Here is a 19,895-nt window from a genome sequence, read left to right on the forward strand (position 1 = left end):
ACAGGAATGCTGCCCCGTTAGTTTCTGTAGTGCTTATCAAAGAAAAATGGTTAAATCAAAGCTTTTCATGTATAAGATGAAATACATGTAGAAACGTGCACTTTATTTGGAGAGGCGGGCATGGTAGCCTGTTTTGGCGAGCCAGAATCCTTTATTACATCTGGCTTCATGGCTCAAAATCATGCCCGCAGAGGCTCCAAGTAAAGTGATAAATTGCCTGTACTTACTTCCAGTAGTGGGGTTCAACAATATTTGAAAATAACGTCAAAATTACTTATTCACTTAATAAAGCACTACACTACATTTAAGTACAATTATTCACAATCTTTCATAATAAATCCAATGCTCGATTAAGATTTTTCTAGAATCGTGCGCCTGCTATAAACAAAATAAGGTCATGTAGCCCCTTCAGAGTTTTTTTGTATATACCTTACAATTGGATCTCCTTCTAATATAGTAGCAGCATCAATACTTACCATTTCAAATCCAGGACCCGGTGGGCTCCGAAAGTTTTCTAGTGTATTAGATATTAGATAGCATTCGCCTTGAAAAATATAAATAAAAATAACCCCAATTAGGGCGTCGAGTTAGAAGGCAAATGTCCTTACCTGCATATATTAGTTACCTAATAATTCACTTGGTTGTGATTTGTCTTTGTTTATCGGTATCTTTTTTACAACGAAAAAATAATTGCTACGAAAAAAGACCAAGCATTGCTCGATATTTATGTAAAAGGAATCCTTAATAATATTCAGTTTTGCGGTGTTGCTTGGGAATCGCGCCGGTTGCACGCACCACACGGACAGTTTTGAAGACTGAATCTATATAATACGCTCAATCATACGGAATAATCAGCGTCAACTTCAACGTTCAATCAATCGATTACATAGTTTTCGGTGAATTACCGTAACAGTTTTCGTTCGTCCTTTACGGTTTAATCATAATAGAAAGTCGGTGGTGACCTCAACCTTGAGCAACCTCAAAACAACAATTTTTGAAAACTATATCAGCCCACCGACCATACTTAGATTTAATCCGAACCTCCTTTCCGTAGTTCCGAAACTACCTTCATACGTTTCATCAAATACATTAGGGCTATTTTTATATGAAGGGAAGGGCTCTACCAAAATACATCATCCATTCTTGTATCGGAACAATGTCATCGTGGGGTACTTTGTCGCTGTTTAGATATCTTTCTGTTTATTAACAGACCTCTTAATTTTTCAGTATAAATCTATATATGATTAGTAGATTATTAAACAATTTGTTATAGGTAGAATTTCTCAGATTCCGATGGTATAATTTGTATGAAATTAAAATGAGGTGTTTTCATGTCACATGATATTAAAAAACAAGAGATAAAAAACTTAAAAAAAAAAGCTGAACAAAATCGGCAAATGCATTTCAGTATTAGTAAAAAAGCAAATATACTACACAAAGCTCTCCATACTGTTGCTTTAATCGGTTCTTCTATAACAGCCATCCTTACGTTTGCAGAATTCAGTACTTTTATCCCGTGGTTCCCTTGGTTAACTGATGGAAATTATAAATTAATTATTGGGCTATTTGCTGGTTTAATTTTTATTATCACCATTTTAGAGGAGTATCTTGGGTTAGGGCAAAAAGCTGCAACTCATGAAAATATTGGAAAGCAACTAACTACTTTTATACGAACAGCAAGTAAACTAGAAACTTATGAAACTCTCACACAAGCTGATTTAGATCAGGCAGTAGTTGAATATAGTTCGATTAATGAAAGTGCACCTATAATCCCGGATAAAGTATTCCTCAGAGAAAAACAACGTCTATACATAAAAATTGAAATCAGTAAAAAACTTGAACAAACTCCACATATGTCAATAAGCTTATTCCTTATTAAAATGAAATTAAGACAACTTTTTTCACCAAATGATACTCAAAATGGAAATAGGGAGAATCAAAATGACTAAAGAAAATTCTGCTTGTTCAGTATTAATATTATTGAGTGGAGGAATTGATTCTTCAGCATTAGTGCAATATCATATCTCTCAAGGGGAAAAAGTTGAAGCTGTCTTTTTTGATTACGGACAAAAAAGTTGTAATCAAGAGTTTTTATCTGCGAAAAAAATAAGTGATCATTACGATATAAAGCTACATCATAAGGAACTAGGGTTTAAACTATATGATAATAATGGTGAATATTATTGTCGTAACAGTCTTTTTATTTTAGCTGGATGTGGTTTTTTAAAAAAGCCCACATCACTAATTTCTATAGGTATACATTCAGGTACCCCTTTTTATGATTCTTCTCCGGATTTTATCAGAGATACCCAGACTATTCTTGATGGTTATTTTGGAGGAATTACAAGAGTAATAGCACCTTTTCTTGATTATTCTAAAAGTCTAGTTTATGAGTATGCTATTCAAAATCGAGTTCCTATTCAGTTAACTTATAGCTGTGAATCAGGACAAATAGACCCCTGTGGACGTTGTCCTTCATGTTTTGATAGGAGGTTATTAAATGAATCAGTACCTAGCCAAAATTCGAACTATTAATAAAATAGATTATAATACCCCTATTCTTGTACCATCATTTTCAAGTAAAGGATTCCCTCACGTTAAAGAGTTACATAACTACCTAAAAGGAAAACTAACTGAGGTGTCCCTTATAAGTTCGTATGACTTGCATTATGGTTACTTAGATCCCGACCAAATTTATGAATCCGATATTTTAATTGTAGACAGTGGGGGGTATGAGAGAAATAAAGAACATGACATTTCTGACATTTACAATTCTTTATACATAGCAAAGGAATGGAATGAAAGTTTGTATGAAAATCAAGTTGGGATGCTACACCCTTTTACTGATATATTATTGGTTAATTATGATTATCAAGAAGGATATCCACTTAATCAGCAAGTTCAATTTGCACAAAACCATTTTCAGAAATATCCTGATTTCGCATCAGATTTTTTGTGTAAACCTACCTCTAATAATGGATTCTTTATAGATGTGGATAATTTAATCCAAAGTATTGATCTTCTTTTTTCTTTTGATGTTGTTGGGTTTACAGAAAAGGAACTCGGAAATTCCATATATGAACGTGCGACAAATATTTATAGAATCAGGAAAGCTTTAACGGGATCAGGGTTAGCTACACCTATTCATATTTTTGGGTGTATTGATCCTTTGTCGATCATACTTTATTTTTTATGCGGCGCTGATATTTTTGATGGTTTATCTTGGTTACGATTCTCTTTTAAAGATTATATTCCAACCTATCTAAATCACCATGCATTAAATCATGGGCTCTGGGATAGGCCAGATAATGAAGTAAAGATAATTGGATATCTAGAAAATCTAGAAGTACTATCACAATTAAAAAATCAATTGATTGCATTTGCTAAATCCTTGGACTGGGAAGAACTACATTTAAAACCCAGAGAAATTCAAGAAATTAAACGTATTCTTGCAAGCATAATAAATAGTTATGAGTAAAGGAGGCAGACAAATGGGAGGCAGTGGTGGAGGTTATAAAATTCCCTCTAAAACACTTAGTCAATTAGAACAAGAAAAACAAGACAGGATAAACCAAGAAAAACTTGAAGCTGATATAAACCAACTTATTAAAGATTATTTTCAAGAAATAAATGATCGTGATGTTGAAGGAATTAATCGCCATTTAGAAACAATTAAAAATGCTCTTGAAAAAGATATAGATGGCTTTGTCGACCTAAAGTTTGGTGGTTCAATAACTAAAAGTACTTATTCAACAGGAATAAGCGATGTTGATATGTTGGTCCAAATTAATAATAGCGATTTAGCGAAAGCAAGTCCTATTGAAGCTTTAAACCGCTTTAAAGAGCAGATACAAAGGAGATTACCTAAAACAGATGTAAAAATTGGAAAATTAGCTGTAACTGTAAAGTTCGCATCTGGTCATGAAATTCAATTACTTCCCACCATCAAAACTGAAACAGGTTATCGTATTCCACGACCTGGAGTGAACAAATGGAGTAATGTAATAAAACCAAGCAAATTTGCCGAGAAATTAACAAATGTTAATAAAACTAATAATAATAAGGTAGTTCCACTCATCAAGTTAATGAAAAATATTAATGCTACTTTACCTAAACAAAGACAATTATCAGGATATCACCTAGAATCCCTTGCTATAGATGCTTTTAAGAATCCAATGAATACTCCAAAAACATATAAAGGAATGATTGAACATTTTTGTCGTCATGCTAAAAGTGCAGTCTTAAAACCAATTACTGATAGCACTGGTCAATCTGTCCATGTTGATACTTACTTAGGCAATTCAAACAGCTCTGAGCGTCAACGGGCAAGTAATACATTTAAACAGTTACTAAAAAAAATGGATCAAGCAAACTCTCTGGATACATGGAAAGACATTCTAGAAAGAAAATGAATATGAAATATTCCATTTTAAATTAAGAAAAAATGATATAGTATTGTCCTATTGTCAAAAAGCCTTTGCCCCTTTGAGCAAATGCTTTTTCTTTAATTTCAAATTATAATAATTTGATATTTTTTTATTTTGTTTCGTATTCCTTAACTAACCTATAAAAAGTTGTCTTTTTAATTCCTATTTCTTGATTTGCCTTCACCGCTGTCATCTCTCCTGATTTTCACCGATCATAGACATGTTTAAACTATTCCGTAATATTAGATTTCGGTCTACCAAAAACTATACCATTTTTCAAGGCCACCGGCGATGGACTGGTTGGTTGGGGCTGTCTGGCTCCCGTGGCCAAAGTAACTCTGAAGGATTTGGATATCCCGCTCGAGATTGTCTCACCGCCGGTTCCTTTTTCCCATGATGGTTCAATACTAGCTCTTGTTAGCATTACGTTCCCCCTTTAAAATTTCTCTTCCTCCATTGTATCACTGGAACAAGCCCGTTGGGATGAACTATTACCAAATCACATCGAACATCTCTTTGCGTATTAAAGAACATGTAAGCAATGGGAGAATGAACGGCATCTGGGAATAAAGGAAAACCTGTACATCCTAACACTGCAGGAAAACGAGAAAACCTGCACATGGAGTTTTCGAGGGGAGTACAGATCCACTCACGGCGTAGACCGAACTCCTCTGCAGCATTAGCCTTTTTCTTTAAACAAGACTGGGGTACAAAAACACCACACCGTCTAAAACAAGTTTTATGTAAGATAAAAGCGAAGGAATGTAAAACAGGATGTTTGATTAAAGCAAATAAGTATCATCTTGACAAACAAAAGTATAAAATACTACCTTTTTTTGTTTTCTCACCGAATTTACCCAAAATCAAGTATATTAATAGTGGTTACTTTTTTTTATTACAGAGACAACAATTGTTGAAAAGCCTTTAAATCAAGTAATATCAGCTCCCCGCCCTTTGCTAGACCAAATTAAAATTGATTTGAAAAAGGGTATATAGCGCTAACTATACTTGATTTTCCAATTATGTTGTTTACTTTTTTCAACCGGCTAACGCTAATCGATTTTTAATAAATGGCCGAAGGCCTCAAGTTTTTTCAATAGCTTTTTACCTCCTTGAAAAAAATCGCAGGCCAACCGTTAGTGCCAGAGTGGGATATTAGCAAATCAAAAACACATCAAGATTTCCATTTTAATAAAGAAAAAATACCCCTGGAGAGTGTTTAGGTTAATACAAGAAACCTTTTATATTGGTTGCGATCAAATTAATGTTAGTCTCACTTAATCCCCTATATTTTATATCATTCCCTCCGTCCAACTTTTTAACTTACTTTAAGGAAACATATCGATTGGGGTTTAATGGTTCATACATTTTATAACGATTAAACCAATAAGAGATATCAGCATAATTTATTTTCACTTCGAGAACATGTCCTTTATTTAGCAGAAGTTGTTTTAACTCTTTTAACAAATCGCTGTTTGGACTTTTCTTTTCTGCAAGCATTTTCTTATAGCCAAAAGTTGTATTTGAAATTAATTTAATGCGGCATGCTTTCTGCAATTGGCCTACAGCTCTGATTATACCAAGAATTATAGATCGATTGACTGAAGTATTAGATAAACCAGAGACATTTACCAGGCGCAGACTAACTTCCTTTTGTTCATCTATTAAAAGGTACCTATATGAGCCCGGTTTATTCATTTCATGGATTTTTTGATGTCCAGTAATCACCAGTAACACCGTCCTTAATGCAAGGTGATTTGGGTTCTTATCACTGTAGGTGATGTTATCCTTTATCAATTCCATCTCATGATGTTCCGGCTTGTTATTTTGTTGTCTTTTCTGAAGGCCACCGCTAATGGGAGCCTTCATATATTCTTCCGCTTCTTCCATGCTTGCACACCTTTTAAATACTGGATTTGAAAATCCTTTTATATATTGGTTTTGAATCTGTTTCCAATTACCATTATAAATCCCAGGCTTTTTTCCTTTTTTAATAGCATAAATTCTATTTTTCATTTAATCTCCCTGCCTTCTTTTATGAATTGATTCTTGTTTCATATTAAGATAAAGTATCTCCCAGCAATGGAAATACAAATTTAATTGGTCAAACGAATTGCTTGGTACACCCCCTACTGTAAAAAAGTGACTCCAGTGAATGGCGCCAGTTAAACATTTTCCACAAGTTATTAGTTGAACTACTAGCCTACTTCCAATACTACCCTTTCACTCATAGCAACTACTCTCAACGATTGTTCGTTTTCCGATACCTATTTCGAACTTTCTTTCTCCCCTTCCCCTAAAGCCGGAGCATTTTCTTGTTGAGTCCAAGATTCAGGTTTTTTCGCAAAAATTTCGCTAAAAAAATTTAAAGCTGTGGGCCTATAGAATTCTTTCATTACTAAATAACAATCATTTTTTCTTGAGAAGTTTATCTCTTTTAAAATCAAATTAGCTACTTTAGCATCACTCTAATTTGAATATTTGAACTAGGTGAATAATAATTTTTCTATGGCTGTTCCTGTGGAAAATGTGTTTCCATTTTTTTTACCTCTGTTATCAGGTATTGTTCGGTAGCTTCCAGCATTTTTAGTTTCACTTCTTTTTTCTCTTCAAGATTCACCCGTTTAAATAACAAATACAGTTCTTGAAAATTCATTATTATCTCTCCTTTTGTATGAATGTATTTTTGACGCCGGTGCTCCCTTATTTCAAATACATTCAAAATTCCTAAAAGGAATGTAAGCAGTCAATACATAAAAATCAATAGGCAAAAGAAAATTCTTTTTATTTTTTTGGATTTTGATGAACATTTCTTAATTAAAAATGCTGCAATCCTTTAGGGATTACAGCATTTTATTAATTGATCCGGCTTTTTAATGGTTCAATAAGCTCATAACCTCGAAGCCCCCGGTACCACCTTGTATGAATTGTTTTATAGCAAATGCCATTTAGTTCAGCCCATTCAATAAGCGGTTTTTGAATTCCATTAATATCTGCATATACTGTAGACCGCTTATTACGGGATTGTGCACTCTTATTTATCCATTTGCAGTTTGATGGATTGTAATTGCCGTTTACATCGATCCGTTCAAGGGACAGATTGTCACAATATCCATTTTCATTGGCCCAAATAAAAAAGACCATGAAATCGGAATTCCATTCGTCACACACTGTAATGTCACGCCATCCATAATTTGCGTAGTTCGAAGCATTTGGGTTGTTGCACCGGTCTTTCATCTTCCTCCAGATACTATGAAGTCTAGTTTTTGATAATCCATGTGTAGTTGCCATAGTTACTCCTCCGTTTCTTATTGTTGGAAAAGTAACCATTTGGTACTTCGGAATCAAGAGTAATTTAGCTTTTTCATACTCATCCCTATATCGCCAGCCGAAGGCTAATCTATGCTAATAACCTGGGATTAAAGCTCTTCGCCGAACACTGGCATTCACTTTTCAAAAATGAACACAATCACAAAGCAACTGTCGGAGCAATTATGTGTATGATCATCCCCCCTTTTTTTGAGGTTTCTCTTTTAAATAATAAAAACAAAAACCTCAAACTTAGGGGGATTTTTTTGTTGACTGTAATATTTCAAATGCGTACGTTTTCGATATCAAATAAAACGATAGGAGTCAACATCAATGAAAATTACATTGGACCACGAAAAACTACTATATTTCACAGGATGGAAACCGGGATACATCCAGAAGAAGGGAAAAGCAGAGATCATCAGTAAACTGGAATCAATGGGGATGGAAAATGTCACCGTCAATGGTAGAGGAAAGGATAAAACCTATTCATTTAACATTCCAGATTCATTTTGGATAACACTAGCTATCCCGAACGTAAAGCAGTCAGACCTTATGGTTGACATCGTGGACATTTTAACTCACGGGAATATCATAAACGGTTTAGTCATGTTTCATATCGAATTTTACGATGTATTAGCAGACAAACACATTACTACCGCAAAAGCAGTTGAAAACACCTTTTGCCGTATCAAGGAATATTTGAAAAGTATCGGGATGCTGAATAAAAGCAACAATCACAAATCCCATAGAGTCATTAAAGATGAAAATAAAGGGTGGCTTTCAGGTGATGAAGCTTTAAGTATCGATGCGAGAATCAGAGGTTTGTGGAAAGAATGGCACGAGAGACACAAAGGCATTGATGAGGAATTGTTCCGCAAGTTTAGAAGTGAATTCTATTTCAATAAGATACCAAGGCTTGTAGGAGCTGTATACTATCGCACGGTTAAAATGGTCCAGCTAGATCAACAATTTCACAAGGATGTAGCTGCGGCGAGACAAACCTTCCTTGTTACATTCAATTTGGAGCAAGTGAGACAAGACCTATTCGATAAGCATGAAGTTTATAGACAATTAGTGAAACATAGAAAAGAGGAAGAAGCTAAAAAGAAACAAGCTGCCAGTGAAAAAATGTTAGAGGATCTATTCGCCAGCTAATTGTTGTTTTACTTGTACCAACAGCTTACGTTAAGTGTATAAAATGACTAGGAGGAAACAAATATGACACGACAAGCGCGAACAATATATCAACTGGAACCGGAATTCCTTGAATGGGCTAGGTTGGCAAAAGAAGATTTCATCAGTACCGGTGACATGAACTACGTCCGCCAGCGGGTAACGGAAAGAATTGATAAATCGAAAGCAAATATAAAGCTTAATAAGAAACTAGGATTGGCATAGCAGCCAGTCCTTTTTATTTATCAAAATAAATGTTGTAATCAACTCCCCTTATGGTTACGTTACAAAAAATAAAAAAGGGATTTTTAGGAGGCAACACAGATGACTAGGATTGACCACGACAAACTCAATTTTAAGGAACTAACAAAGGGATTTTAATCGGAACCCAAGTGGCTAACTAAGGAGTTCGAATCCATCCGGCGCACCAAAGAAAAACAACGTGTAAAAAGGAACCTACAGCCACTTCCTGAAGATAAATGACTTCAGTGCTTTTTACCTTTAGTCTGTGGCAATGGGGTAGGCACCGAAAGACTAGTAGAATATTTCTCTAATAAACTACTTCCCCCTCAAAAAAATTTCATATTTTTATCCCTATTGGGTCTCAAGTCAGGAAAGAAAAGCATTGCACCATTGAAAAGACTCTGTTTAAAGAGGATTAGTTTAAGACTAATCCTTTTTGTGTTACCCGTCATGACCTACACTTTTCTGACTTTGTATAAGATTAATCTATCCTCCGAAAAAAAACCTCTCCACCAAACTTTTCACAAAGTCGAATCACAGCCCACAATTCCCGTTGATCTCTTCTTAAAAACTTAATTTTTTCTCGGTAATCATGCATACAATAAAGAGTCGAATTTCCATCAATTGTGACTATTTCATTAGGATCCGCGCCATATTCAAGTAATAATTTGGCAATAGGGTAATTATCACAGGCTAAAAATAAAGCAGGTACGCCGTGATAGTAGTCCTTTGCTTTCGGATTGGCACCAGCTTGTAATAATAACTTTACAATCTCTACCCGATTAATCTCTGAAAACCTTGGTTTTATTTTGTAATCGCCGACAATTGCCAATATCAGAATCGGTTCTTCACAATTACTTGTATCGTTTATATTATTATTTGGGTCGGCATCATCAAGAAGAGCTTTCTTTACACCCTCTACATCCAAATCTAAAATAGCACTGGCTAGTTTTCTATTGGAAATTTCGATCCATTCTTTCATTAAAATACAATCCGGCTTGCCCACTTTTATCATTTTAACCTCCATAATAAATTTTTTATCCAAATCATGCATTTAAATTAAATTGAATTCAGACTTATTTAAAACACATAAATCATATACGATTTATTTTACTATAATTTAATCATATGTGCTATTCAAAAAAGATAGAGATTAAGTTTTACTAACCCTAAAGGGGTTGTTTGAATGATAGAACTATCAACGTTAATCGGCGACCGCATTCGGACGTTACGGAAAGCAATCAAGTTAAGTCAAGAAGAACTAGCTTTTAAAGCCTCTCTTCATCCCACTTCAATAGGTAGAATAGAAAGAGGAGAAATGACATTTAGTATTGACAATCTTATAAAAATCACCAATTCATTAAATGTTTCACTTGAAGAATTTTTTAGTGTTATTGACCCTAAAGACGAATCGCAAAATACTATTCTAGTAGAAATTATTCGGTTATTGGGGAATCAAAGTTCGACGCAGCAAAAAAAAATTCTGGAAATAATAAAATTAATTATGGACCTTCATGATATTGATTAAAGTTGCTGTACCAGAAAGTAATAATAAAAGAGATGAATGAAGGTTTAATAAAATCAATTTAAGTTGCACATGTTCAACTCTACACCTTAAATACTTACAACTAACTTAAATCTCTACAGAGCCAATCTCATGCCTGAGACGGGCTCTAAAAAAGCGACTCCAAATTGGAATCGCTTTTTTATTTGATGATAAATAAGCCATAAATCACCGTAGCTATTACTCCCCATTTAGCCGTCCGCTCGAATTCTCCAGGTTTTTACCCAATACGAAGCTGATGCATAATCGAGGCCAGTAATAAACCGGCCAGTATATTGCTTCGTGAACCCATACCTCAGGTTTACCCGACAGTTATACTCCATCTTAAAGCGTATGCGTTATTCAAATTCCCTAGGTTCCATATGCATAGATTAACGTCTTTAGGTTCCCTGTCCTTACCTCGAAAATCTGTGTCCCATCGTAAACTTCCGGCATAAAAGACCAAGACCTGGATGTCGCCCTGATTTACCGCAGTCACATATAAATCCTGTTGCAGATTCATTATAAAAAAAGTTTATTTTTTTCTTAAAAGGTCTTGCAATTTATAAATGAAAAGGTTGGATTAGTCTTATAAAGGGAGCCTTTAATGGTTTGATATCTCATAAATAGGCTCCTATTGATCAGGAGGAAAATAACTTGAAAACGATTTTTGAATTACCGGATGTATTAGAAGTAAAGGACATCCAAACTTTTCTTGGAATTGGCAGGAGCCAGGCCTACAAGTTAGCTAAGTCCAACGTATTCCATGCAGTTACTGTTGGGAAACGTATCCTTATCTCAAAAAAATCATTCCTGTCTTGGTTTGAAGGCAATGATTTTTCGACATAAAAAAATAAACAAAGCTTTCTATTAGAAGCTTTATAGCAGTACATATCGCAAAATGCTTGCTGTTATTTGGGCCATAATAAATCAGTTTAAATAAAAGCAAAAGGACACCATCTATATTTGCCAATATCCTAATATCCAATTATTATACAATTAGGTGCAGATATGCTTGGTGTCTCCTAAGTGGAGGAGAATAGAATGGCTGGTTACCCGAAAAAAGATAAGAATGGAACATATTATTTTGTTTTAGAAGCAGGTAAAGATGCAAATGGCAATCGTAAAAGAATAAAGAGAAGAGGCTTTAAGAAAATGAGTGAGGCCAAATCAGCTATGGCAGAGCTGATGCTCGAACTAAAAAGTGGATATTCTTTAAATAAAGAAAAATTGGCATTAGGGGCTTACTTAGATTATTGGATTGAAAACTATGTAAGGACAAACCTAAAGCCTAAAACTATCGTCGAATATGAGAAGATTATCAAAACCCATCTTCAACCATCTTTAGGACACATCATGCTGATTGAACTTAAGAGCACTCAGCTTCAAAACTACTATAAAGAAAAATTAGAAGTTTTGTCCGCTCAATCAGTGACACATCACCATCGTGTCCTCTCGAAAGCTTTAAATGACGCGATTGATTGGGAATTTATTAGCAAAAACGTGGCAAAAGGGGCAAAACCACCTAAACCAGGCAAACGAGAAATGAAGACTCATAGTGCCGAACAGCTGAATGTATTGCTGAAAATCGCTAAGGAAAAAACACCGGTGTATTTTCCCGTAATCTATGCCGCAGCTCACACCGGTATGAGGAAAAGCGAATTAATGGGATTGACCTGGGAAAACGTGGATTTTAAAGCTGAGAAGTTCTATATCAGGCAAACTATTACCGAAGCAAATGGAAAATATTTCTTCAATCCAATTCCCAAAAATGAGAGACCTAGAGGAATAAGGTTAACTATCGAACTGACAAAGTTAATGGTTAAACTAAAAGAAGAGCATGATCATCGAAGGAAAATTCTTGGAGAAACATTTAATCCCCATAATCTCGTCTTTTGTAACTCCAAAGGAAATATCATGATACCCTCTGAATTAACAAGAGCATTTAAGAGAGCGTTAAAGGCTGCTAATCTTCCAGACATCCGGTTCCATGATCTGCGGCATTCCCATGCGACCATGCTGCTTAAGGAAAATGTTCCTTCCAAAGTAGTCAGCGAGCGATTAGGACACTCCAAAATTCAAGTGACATTGGATACCTATTCTCACGTAACAGACTCCATTGAAGGAATCGCCGTAGAACACTTAAATGGATTGCTGGAATAAAAAACATTGGCACCAAATTGTGAATGGCACCATTTGGGCACCAACCAATAAAAAAAGACCTAGTGTCCTCTGGTCTATGATCAAAAAGAATTTGTTAGAATCCTTGTTATTATTGAGTTGGCGGGACTGCGTGGGAATCGAACCCACCAGACCTGGCACGCAGGTCTCAAGCAGTTTTGAAGACTGTGGAGGATACCAGTACCCCGGAGTTCTCGGTTAACTTCAGTGAAAATAGTAATGAAATTGATGCCACTCCTCAATATAATTATTTTAAATTCCTAATTGAATCTCCACCGATATATTAATAAGAAGAAACATGACAAAAATATTCAATATCCCCTACACCTTACATTCAAAAAAATAAATTTTCGGTAAAGCTTCCACAGCATTGGCTAACTTTAAGCATCCCTTAAATATCTTACTGTAAAGTCGAAATAGTACTTCGACCGGCGAGTCACTTTACGTTTCAATGTCATTAATTGCGGATTTTAACATTCATCTACAAAATGTATACCTGAACATATGGGGTGTTAATTTTGTTTCTCTTTTCTCCTCTGAACAGCAACTTTCAAACTTTGTATGATAAACTCTTCCTGTGTCAACCCTTCAAGATCCGCATACTCCTTTACCTGATCTTTTAATTGAGTGGACCCATAAGCCACAAAGGAAACCAAATCGCTATCTAGAACGACACCATTTGGCCTGCAGATCATTTTTCCTTCTATAAGGCTATTTTTCAACAAGTCTAGTTCATCTCGATGTTCGGCTTTATAGAACGGAAGGAGAACGGGTTTCATCTCGATCTTAATTTCGCCATCAAAAACTTCCAGCTTCATGTTAGTAGGGCCAGCAATCCGATAGAATTGATCAATTAAATCAAATGTCATCGATTTTACCTTTTTCGGTTTGATCAATTTCAACATGACGGATCCTTTTTTGTTATTGATAATCTCCTCGTCCAATTCAATGATAGGTTCGAACCCCTGCTGCTGTAAATCTTCGATCAATAGCTCCCTCTCCCGGTTGGTCAAGACCTTGCCATTCCCGACTCCATTCCACTCCATGATCCGCGCAAATTCACCAGTATCCCTGTTCTCGAATGGCTGGAATAAAAAATACCCTGTTTTCTTATCAAAGAATTTCTCTCTTCCTTTCACCCGGTTGAACAGATGGAGGTTTGCGTCCAGATCTTCTTTTTTCACAAAGAACGTATCAATGTTTCGGTACGGCTTCATGACGGCCGGAAGTTCCCCGGATTTCATCTTACTGATGACGGTGGAAGGTGAAACCTTCATATTGAATCCTTCCAAATATGCAACGATCTCTTTCGTAGTGAATCCTGGCTTTTTCTGCTCCTTCTCGACCCTTTCCACTTCTTCCGCATGGAACAAATACGTCCCGTCCATTTTCCATGTCTCTTTATTCCAAGGAGTGATCCTCCCCTCTTTGACGTAGTTGTATATGGTTTGTTCCGTGACTCCTAATGTTTCTGCTACTTCTTTAGTTGTCAGTCCCAAATCGGTATATTGCATCATCATCATCCTTTTTTCTATCTTTTATACTATTCTATCATTGTAAAATAATTGAAACAATAATAAATAAAAATAATATGTAGGTAAACATATTATGATTAAATAGGTAATTTAACTCTTAAATTTAATTTAATTTCAATTTAAAAATAAATAATCTATTTTATTGTATTTTATTTTTCTTTAATGACTGTTTATGTATATTTTCCTTTATTATATAAAAGTCATGTTAAATACCTAAAAATGGACGATTTTTAGGAACTTATCTTATCAATCTATATATTTCTTTTAAGATATACCAATACTGGCATGATATAATAAAAATAAATATTGGTTATTTTTGTATTAAATTTTAAAGAGGTAATGATGATGGAAAATAGTAATCGAATACATATTAATAATTTACTTATTAACAAAAAAATCAGCGATTTAGAGATGCCTACATCAGATAAAATTGATTTAGCACAACAGTTTTTAAACAATCCTTCTTATGTTTCTGATTTGGAATCATTCATCGATTACAATGAAAAACATAAACAATATTTATATAAAAACTTTACGGATGAAATGATGATGTATACTTTCGTTCATAAACCGTCCCATATCCAAGAGGAATACAATAAAAAGGAAGAAACAAAAAAGGAGTACATCCGGGATCTGCTTCAGTTTTATGGAATGTTGGTGTCTCATGAAGAATTTTTCAAAGAGGATGTAGTGGCATTTACCGAAGGTTCCTTACTAAAGAATCTGGATCGGCGTCATGTGAGGCGGTATCAGGAATGGCTGAAAAAAGAGGTTCCCCTGCGAAACGGGAAAATCGGGTACGGCATCGCCACCATGGCCAGAAAGATTGTTGTCATCAAGAGTTTTTTGAAGTGGCTGCATGAAGTAGAATACATAAAAATCCCTTTACACACGGCTTTTCTGAACAATGAAGTGCGCATGAAAGATCGGCCGGATCGAGACCTGTCTTATGAGGAAGTGAAGGCGTTAATCGACTATTATCGAAATCACCCGTTTAATTGGGGGTTGTTGACCCTTTTGGCCACCACTGGACTCAGAATACAGGAGATTGCCCAAAGCCGTTGGTGCGACCTTTACTACGATTCCGGAATAAGAGAATATTTTCTTAGGGTCCAAGGGAAAAGGGATGAAATCCGACATACGTTGATCAAGAAACTGGTATTCGAGCGACTCCAAACGTTGAGGGTAAGAAAACGGCTTTCTCCACATCTAGATCCAACTGATGAGACTCCATTGTTTACCACAAATCGGGGAAACGCTTACGATTTTAGGGATTTATCTAAATATGTTACCAATATTATTAAGCAAACCCATTTTGACTTTATAAAATATAAAAAAGGAAATGTGACACCCCATTGGTTTCGTCACTATTTTGCCCAGGAAGCCCATCGAAGTGGAGCCCCTCTCTTGTTTATCCAAAATACATTAGGGCATAAGAAAGTAACAACCACGGAAATTTATTTGAAGGAAATCATGAAAAAGGAAAATGACGCAGCACAGTACATTGATGAGAAGAAATATTAAAAAAGATTACCAATTTTGGTGATAGAAAAGATTCCAACTTTAGCCGGTTCCGTTTTGAACCGGTTAATTTTTCAAAGAAACTACGATCACATACAAATTCTTCAAGCTGCTTCTTTTGACTATCTACATTTTGATCAAATGCAGAAAACACGTATGTAGCCAAACCTAAAACATTCTCCTCTCAGCCAACATGGACGAAAAGGCCTCCCAGCAGTTCACTGTACTGAGGAAGAGCCTATCCGTTAAAGTTTAATCTTGTTAATGTAGAGGTAAGCCCCTCTCGATTATGAGAAGGGCTATTCTAATGGTTTAAAAGTAAAAAAGTTTGTACGTACTATATTTTTTTCCTCCTCATATGATTGTTTGAGGTGATAATTACATATAAGGGAGGAAAACCAAATGCAAATTAATTTAACTGAAAAAGAAATGGAACAATTAAAAAGGCTACTTAATAAAAGTAAAAATGTATAAATGTCAACACAAATATGTACACTTTTGCTCGTTTAACGATGTACAAATTCACTCGTTTTCCTTCACAAAATGATCCTTCAAGCGATAGGAATCTCCGACCATGGTTACTACTGTCGCATGGTGTAAAATACGGTCTAAGATCGCATTTGCCAGCTTAGGCTCCTGGAAAATTTCATCCCACGCTTTAAAATTTACATTGGTGGTTAAGATGGTACTTCTTTTCTCATATCTCATATCAATTAGTTGGAAAAACAGCTTGGCATCTTCGTGATCAATGGGTAAATAACCGATCTCATCAATGATCAATAGTTTATATTTTGTGTAATGCTTTAACCGATCCTGAAGACGGTTCTCCAGTCGCGCCCGTCTTAAATTCTGGATTAAATCATGGCACTTAATGAAATAGGTGCTTGTCCGTTTCTTCGCCGCGGCAATTCCTATGGCAGTGGCCAAGTGGGTTTTGCCAACGCCACTTGGTCCTAAGAAAACAATATTCTCGTTCTGATCAATAAAACGGAATGTTAGAAAATCCATAATCTGCTGTTGATTGATGGATGTTTGGAATGAAAAATCAAAGTCCTTTATTTCTTTCAGGTGTGGAAAAGCAGCGACCTTTACCATTGATTGAGTCATATTTTGTTCCCGTAAATCAATTTCATAATTGGTTAATTTAATTAGCGTATCAATAAATGACATTTGGTTCTTTACTCCAAAATCGACGACTTCATTTAAATGTATGGTCATTTGCTTTAGTTTTAAATACTCCAGGTTCCTTAATAACTGCTGATAATTAGTAGTCATGACTTATACACCTCTCCAATCGTTTCTAGATTTTTCTTAGCCCAATCATCAATTTCAGGATAGTGAGGGGCTGAAACAGCCAAAGCTGATTTATAATGAGCCTCATGATAATTGAGCTTAGCTTTACTAATTGGATGTTGTGCAATGAGTTTCATGTTATAATAAATCCACAAATGGTCATCATACACCTGTAAGCTTACTTTCTTTCCCTGGTATTCTGGTGGTACAGAGTACTGGTTTGATTTGTAGGAAATCATGTTGGATGCATTGACTTTTACAAGTGTATGCTTGATTCGATAGGAATCTCTTACTTTTTCAGTTGGTAGCTGGAGTAAGTGGTTCCTTTCTTTTTTAATTTCCATAATCGGAATTTTTCCCGTCCCCTGATGGATCTGGTGATTCACCCGATTGGCTAAATCCTGTATAAACTGATGCAACTCCTCTAATGTGAATTGGCCCTGATAGGCATGTATTTCATCTAACAGTTTCATTGTGGTCTCTATTTTTCCTTTTGTTCTTGGCCGTCCAGCAATACAGGCTCTTACTTTAAAGCCAAAATCTTTGGCAAACTGTTCAATCTTTGCATTCACTTTGCCTGGAGAATGTTCCGTTCTTGCTTCATCCATGACTGTTTTCATATTATCCGTAAGGAGTTCCGAAGGAACACCTCCAAATGCTTCAAAAGCTTCGGTTAAAAAAGAAAATAGAGTACTTTGAGATTTGGATATGCTCATATAAAAGGTTCGTACTCTTGAGGCAGAAAGAATGAGTGCAGCCACATTTATCTCGACCTTTTCTCCCTCTTTTGTCTCATACAGAATGTTTTCCTTCCAATCTAATTGAGCCTGTTTGCCTGGTGAAGTTTCATAACGAATCGTCCCTTTTGGAGAAGCAATGCGCTTGTCCTCTACAAAGTAGGCATTAAACTCAGGAATACGTGCAATATAGGCACGAAAGGTCGAAGCGCCGCACTCCAGTCCATGGTTATCTTTTAAGTACTGCCAAAGCACTCGACGATAATAAAACACCTGCTTGGAATCCTCTGATAAAAGGGCTGCGATTACTTCATAGTATTCATCAATCTTTGAAGATTTCTTTCTCGTCCTCTTAGGGACAAAACCGTTTAAATATTTATCAACGGTTCGGCGGTCAACCCCTAATTCCTCTGCCAATTTACTCTTATTAATTTTCATTTTCATATGCTCCATTAGCTGCTTGAATTTTGGTAAGTCAAAAAGACTCTTAATCTCAAAATCAACATCGATCTTTAATGATAGATACATAGCTAGTCACCCCATGACTAGTATGTAAAATGAAAGCAAATTTGTACATATTTATTCAAGCGGTATTGAACATATTTAAAATAGCATTTCTAAAAATGATCGGTGTACAGGTGAACAAGCAGAAATTTACGAAAATATTATAATGAAAATTGATAAAAGAATGAGCTTAAAGAGAATTGAGTAGTTTGTAATCCCCTATCGAATGAGAATGGCTTTATTATTGTTTTTTAACTAAAGATGTTTTAAAGAACATGATTGTCAAGAATAAACGAAACGAGTTCCGTTCCAACATACTATTATGATGATTCAATTAAACTGTCGATGATCTCTGTATTTTTGTAATCTACTTCTCTAAGTACTTCTTGTGTGTAGGCTTCCAAAAATGCCTTATAAATAAACACTTCCCAGATATTTAAACGGATAATTCATATTTTAAATCGAAAACGTTTTATAAGAATAATTGTGAATATTTAAGGAACAAAACAAAGCAGTCTCTCATCAACTCTCATTAAATTAGGAAATCTACTACAAGTATGCTACACTGAGCTTACCATTTGAAATACTCTGTTTTCATGTTCCCTACTCTTCGTGAGTGGGTTTTTTTGTTTTTAAGAAAAATAAAAAACAGACTCTAAAATAAGAGCCTGTTTAAAGGATTCTATAATTAAGCTTTGTGTACGTTAGCTGCTTGAGGTCCACGTTGACCTTTTTCAAGGTCAAAAGTCACTTCTTGACCTTCTTCTAATGTTTTGTACCCTTCGCCTTGAATCGCTGAGAAATGAACGAATACGTCTTCTCCACCTTCACGTTCGATGAATCCGAAGCCTTTTTCGCCGTTAAACCATTTTACTTTACCTTTTTCCATTTTTGTTGCCTCCCAGTGTGTATCTACACACAATGTATTACTATCCTTGCTCTCAGTGATCATCAAGACGAAAAGTTTTACTAATACAATCCTTTACACCGAACAAAAATAATTCAATATTAATAATAACATTTTTTGTAAGTATTTGCAAGGATACTCTTGTTCAGTGACTTTTCAGCCACACTTTATAAAACTTCTTAATAAATTTCATTTTTTTTATTTTTTTACTTTTTTGCCTTAAAAATATGCCAAACACCTGCAATTAAAATCATTTCAAATATCGAAACAGTGTGGTTGAGGCGGAAGACGAGGATAACTTGCCTCGTTTATTAATAATTCATTATATAGAAAAAGGCAAGTCAGTATAGACTGACCGCCTTCTTTATATCGTATTTTTATATAGTTATTATATTTAAGTTAATTGATTGCGGAGGCAGGATTTGAACCTGCGACCTTCGGGTTATGAGCCCGACGAGCTACCAGACTGCTCCACCCCGCGACGATAAAAACTTAACTTAAAACAGCCTGGCAACGTCC

At 35.3% G+C, this 19,895-nt stretch carries 19 protein-coding genes and 1 tRNA gene; 10 read left to right on the forward strand and 10 right to left on the reverse strand.

Annotation, left to right across the window (positions count from 1 at the left end):
- The first annotated feature begins 1,331 nt into the window (after nt 1-1,331).
- Genes ACIFOT_RS23925 through ACIFOT_RS23940 form a run of 4 tightly spaced genes read left to right on the forward strand, consistent with a single transcriptional unit; the run spans nt 1,332 to nt 4,412 of the window.
- Nucleotides 1,332-1,949, forward strand: a complete 618-nt coding sequence (locus ACIFOT_RS23925; protein ID WP_430068781.1) for a hypothetical protein — start codon at nt 1,332-1,334, stop codon at nt 1,947-1,949.
- The gene (locus tag ACIFOT_RS23930) at nt 1,942-2,535 is read left to right on the forward strand and encodes a 7-cyano-7-deazaguanine synthase (protein ID WP_430068782.1); all 594 of its coding nucleotides are present in this window, start codon (nt 1,942-1,944) and stop codon (nt 2,533-2,535) included. The genes ACIFOT_RS23925 and ACIFOT_RS23930 overlap by 8 nt, the downstream gene beginning before the upstream one ends.
- Nucleotides 2,501-3,478 carry a hypothetical protein gene (locus ACIFOT_RS23935; RefSeq protein ID WP_430068785.1) on the forward strand — a complete coding sequence of 326 codons (978 nt, stop codon included), beginning with the start codon at nt 2,501-2,503 and terminating at the stop codon, nt 3,476-3,478. Before ACIFOT_RS23930 ends, ACIFOT_RS23935 begins: the two co-directional genes overlap by 35 nt.
- Before the next feature lie 13 nt (nt 3,479-3,491).
- A complete protein-coding gene (locus ACIFOT_RS23940; RefSeq protein WP_430068787.1) occupies nt 3,492-4,412 on the forward strand; it encodes a CBASS oligonucleotide cyclase in 921 nt (306 codons plus the stop codon).
- 244 nt (nt 4,413-4,656) lie between these two features.
- Here the strand turns inward: ACIFOT_RS23940 and ACIFOT_RS23945 are convergent, their stop codons facing one another.
- The 4 genes from ACIFOT_RS23945 to ACIFOT_RS23960 all read right to left on the reverse strand — a co-directional run bounded on the left by ACIFOT_RS23945 (nt 4,657) and on the right by ACIFOT_RS23960 (nt 7,718).
- Nucleotides 4,657-4,851, reverse strand: coding sequence for a hypothetical protein (locus ACIFOT_RS23945; protein ID WP_430068790.1), 195 nt, complete (start codon nt 4,849-4,851; stop codon nt 4,657-4,659).
- An 899-nt stretch (nt 4,852-5,750) separates the two neighbouring features.
- Nucleotides 5,751-6,443, reverse strand: a complete 693-nt coding sequence (locus ACIFOT_RS23950) for an RNase H1/viroplasmin domain-containing protein (protein WP_430068793.1) — start codon at nt 6,441-6,443, stop codon at nt 5,751-5,753.
- A gap of 490 nt (nt 6,444-6,933) precedes the next feature.
- Nucleotides 6,934-7,083, reverse strand: a complete 150-nt coding sequence (locus ACIFOT_RS23955) for a hypothetical protein (RefSeq protein WP_430068796.1) — start codon at nt 7,081-7,083, stop codon at nt 6,934-6,936.
- Between the two features lie 200 nt (nt 7,084-7,283).
- On the reverse strand, nt 7,284-7,718 hold the full coding sequence (locus ACIFOT_RS23960; RefSeq protein ID WP_430068799.1) for a hypothetical protein: 435 nt from the start codon (nt 7,716-7,718) through the stop codon (nt 7,284-7,286).
- A gap of 351 nt (nt 7,719-8,069) precedes the next feature.
- On the opposite strand from ACIFOT_RS23960, the gene ACIFOT_RS23965 reads away from it, so the two are divergent.
- Together ACIFOT_RS23965 and ACIFOT_RS23970 are read left to right on the forward strand one after the other, a co-directional pair.
- On the forward strand, nt 8,070-8,894 hold the full coding sequence (locus ACIFOT_RS23965) for a hypothetical protein (protein ID WP_430068801.1): 825 nt from the start codon (nt 8,070-8,072) through the stop codon (nt 8,892-8,894).
- A gap of 63 nt (nt 8,895-8,957) precedes the next feature.
- Nucleotides 8,958-9,137, forward strand: a complete 180-nt coding sequence (locus ACIFOT_RS23970; RefSeq protein WP_430068803.1) for a hypothetical protein — start codon at nt 8,958-8,960, stop codon at nt 9,135-9,137.
- Between the two features lie 499 nt (nt 9,138-9,636).
- Here ACIFOT_RS23970 and ACIFOT_RS23975 read toward each other — a convergent pair whose 3' ends face one another.
- Nucleotides 9,637-10,170, reverse strand: a complete 534-nt coding sequence (locus ACIFOT_RS23975) for an ankyrin repeat domain-containing protein (protein WP_430068806.1) — start codon at nt 10,168-10,170, stop codon at nt 9,637-9,639.
- A gap of 171 nt (nt 10,171-10,341) precedes the next feature.
- Between ACIFOT_RS23975 and ACIFOT_RS23980 the strand changes: the two genes are divergently transcribed.
- From ACIFOT_RS23980 to ACIFOT_RS23990, 3 genes are all read left to right on the forward strand, one after another.
- A complete protein-coding gene (locus ACIFOT_RS23980) occupies nt 10,342-10,683 on the forward strand; it encodes a helix-turn-helix domain-containing protein (protein ID WP_430068809.1) in 342 nt (113 codons plus the stop codon).
- A 672-nt stretch (nt 10,684-11,355) separates the two neighbouring features.
- Nucleotides 11,356-11,547, forward strand: coding sequence for a helix-turn-helix domain-containing protein (locus ACIFOT_RS23985; protein ID WP_430068811.1), 192 nt, complete (start codon nt 11,356-11,358; stop codon nt 11,545-11,547).
- 195 nt (nt 11,548-11,742) lie between these two features.
- The gene (locus tag ACIFOT_RS23990) at nt 11,743-12,861 is read left to right on the forward strand and encodes a tyrosine-type recombinase/integrase (RefSeq protein ID WP_430068814.1); all 1,119 of its coding nucleotides are present in this window, start codon (nt 11,743-11,745) and stop codon (nt 12,859-12,861) included.
- Between the two features lie 530 nt (nt 12,862-13,391).
- Here ACIFOT_RS23990 and ACIFOT_RS23995 read toward each other — a convergent pair.
- Nucleotides 13,392-14,402, reverse strand: coding sequence for a helix-turn-helix domain-containing protein (locus tag ACIFOT_RS23995; protein ID WP_430068816.1), 1,011 nt, complete (start codon nt 14,400-14,402; stop codon nt 13,392-13,394).
- Between the two features lie 351 nt (nt 14,403-14,753).
- Between ACIFOT_RS23995 and ACIFOT_RS24000 the strand changes: the two genes are divergently transcribed.
- Nucleotides 14,754-15,938 (forward strand): tyrosine-type recombinase/integrase, encoded by a 1,185-nt coding sequence (locus tag ACIFOT_RS24000; RefSeq protein WP_430068819.1) that lies wholly within the window; start codon nt 14,754-14,756, stop codon nt 15,936-15,938.
- 519 nt (nt 15,939-16,457) lie between these two features.
- Here the strand turns inward: ACIFOT_RS24000 and istB are convergent.
- The 4 genes from istB to ACIFOT_RS24020 form a co-directional block, all read right to left on the reverse strand.
- The gene (gene istB, locus ACIFOT_RS24005) at nt 16,458-17,210 is read right to left on the reverse strand and encodes an IS21-like element helper ATPase IstB (protein WP_430068822.1); all 753 of its coding nucleotides are present in this window, start codon (nt 17,208-17,210) and stop codon (nt 16,458-16,460) included.
- Nucleotides 17,207-18,493 (reverse strand): IS21 family transposase, encoded by a 1,287-nt coding sequence (gene istA / locus ACIFOT_RS24010; RefSeq protein WP_430068825.1) that lies wholly within the window; start codon nt 18,491-18,493, stop codon nt 17,207-17,209. The genes istB and istA overlap by 4 nt, the downstream gene beginning before the upstream one ends.
- Nucleotides 18,494-19,157: 664 nt before the next feature.
- Entirely contained in the window at nt 19,158-19,358 is a 201-nt protein-coding gene (locus ACIFOT_RS24015; RefSeq protein WP_198313891.1) for a cold-shock protein, read from the reverse strand.
- A gap of 425 nt (nt 19,359-19,783) precedes the next feature.
- Nucleotides 19,784-19,857 (reverse strand) — tRNA-Met (locus ACIFOT_RS24020).
- Between the last annotated feature and the right edge of the window lie 38 nt (nt 19,858-19,895).

It is taken from the genome of Neobacillus sp. NRS-1170 (genome assembly GCF_050468025.1).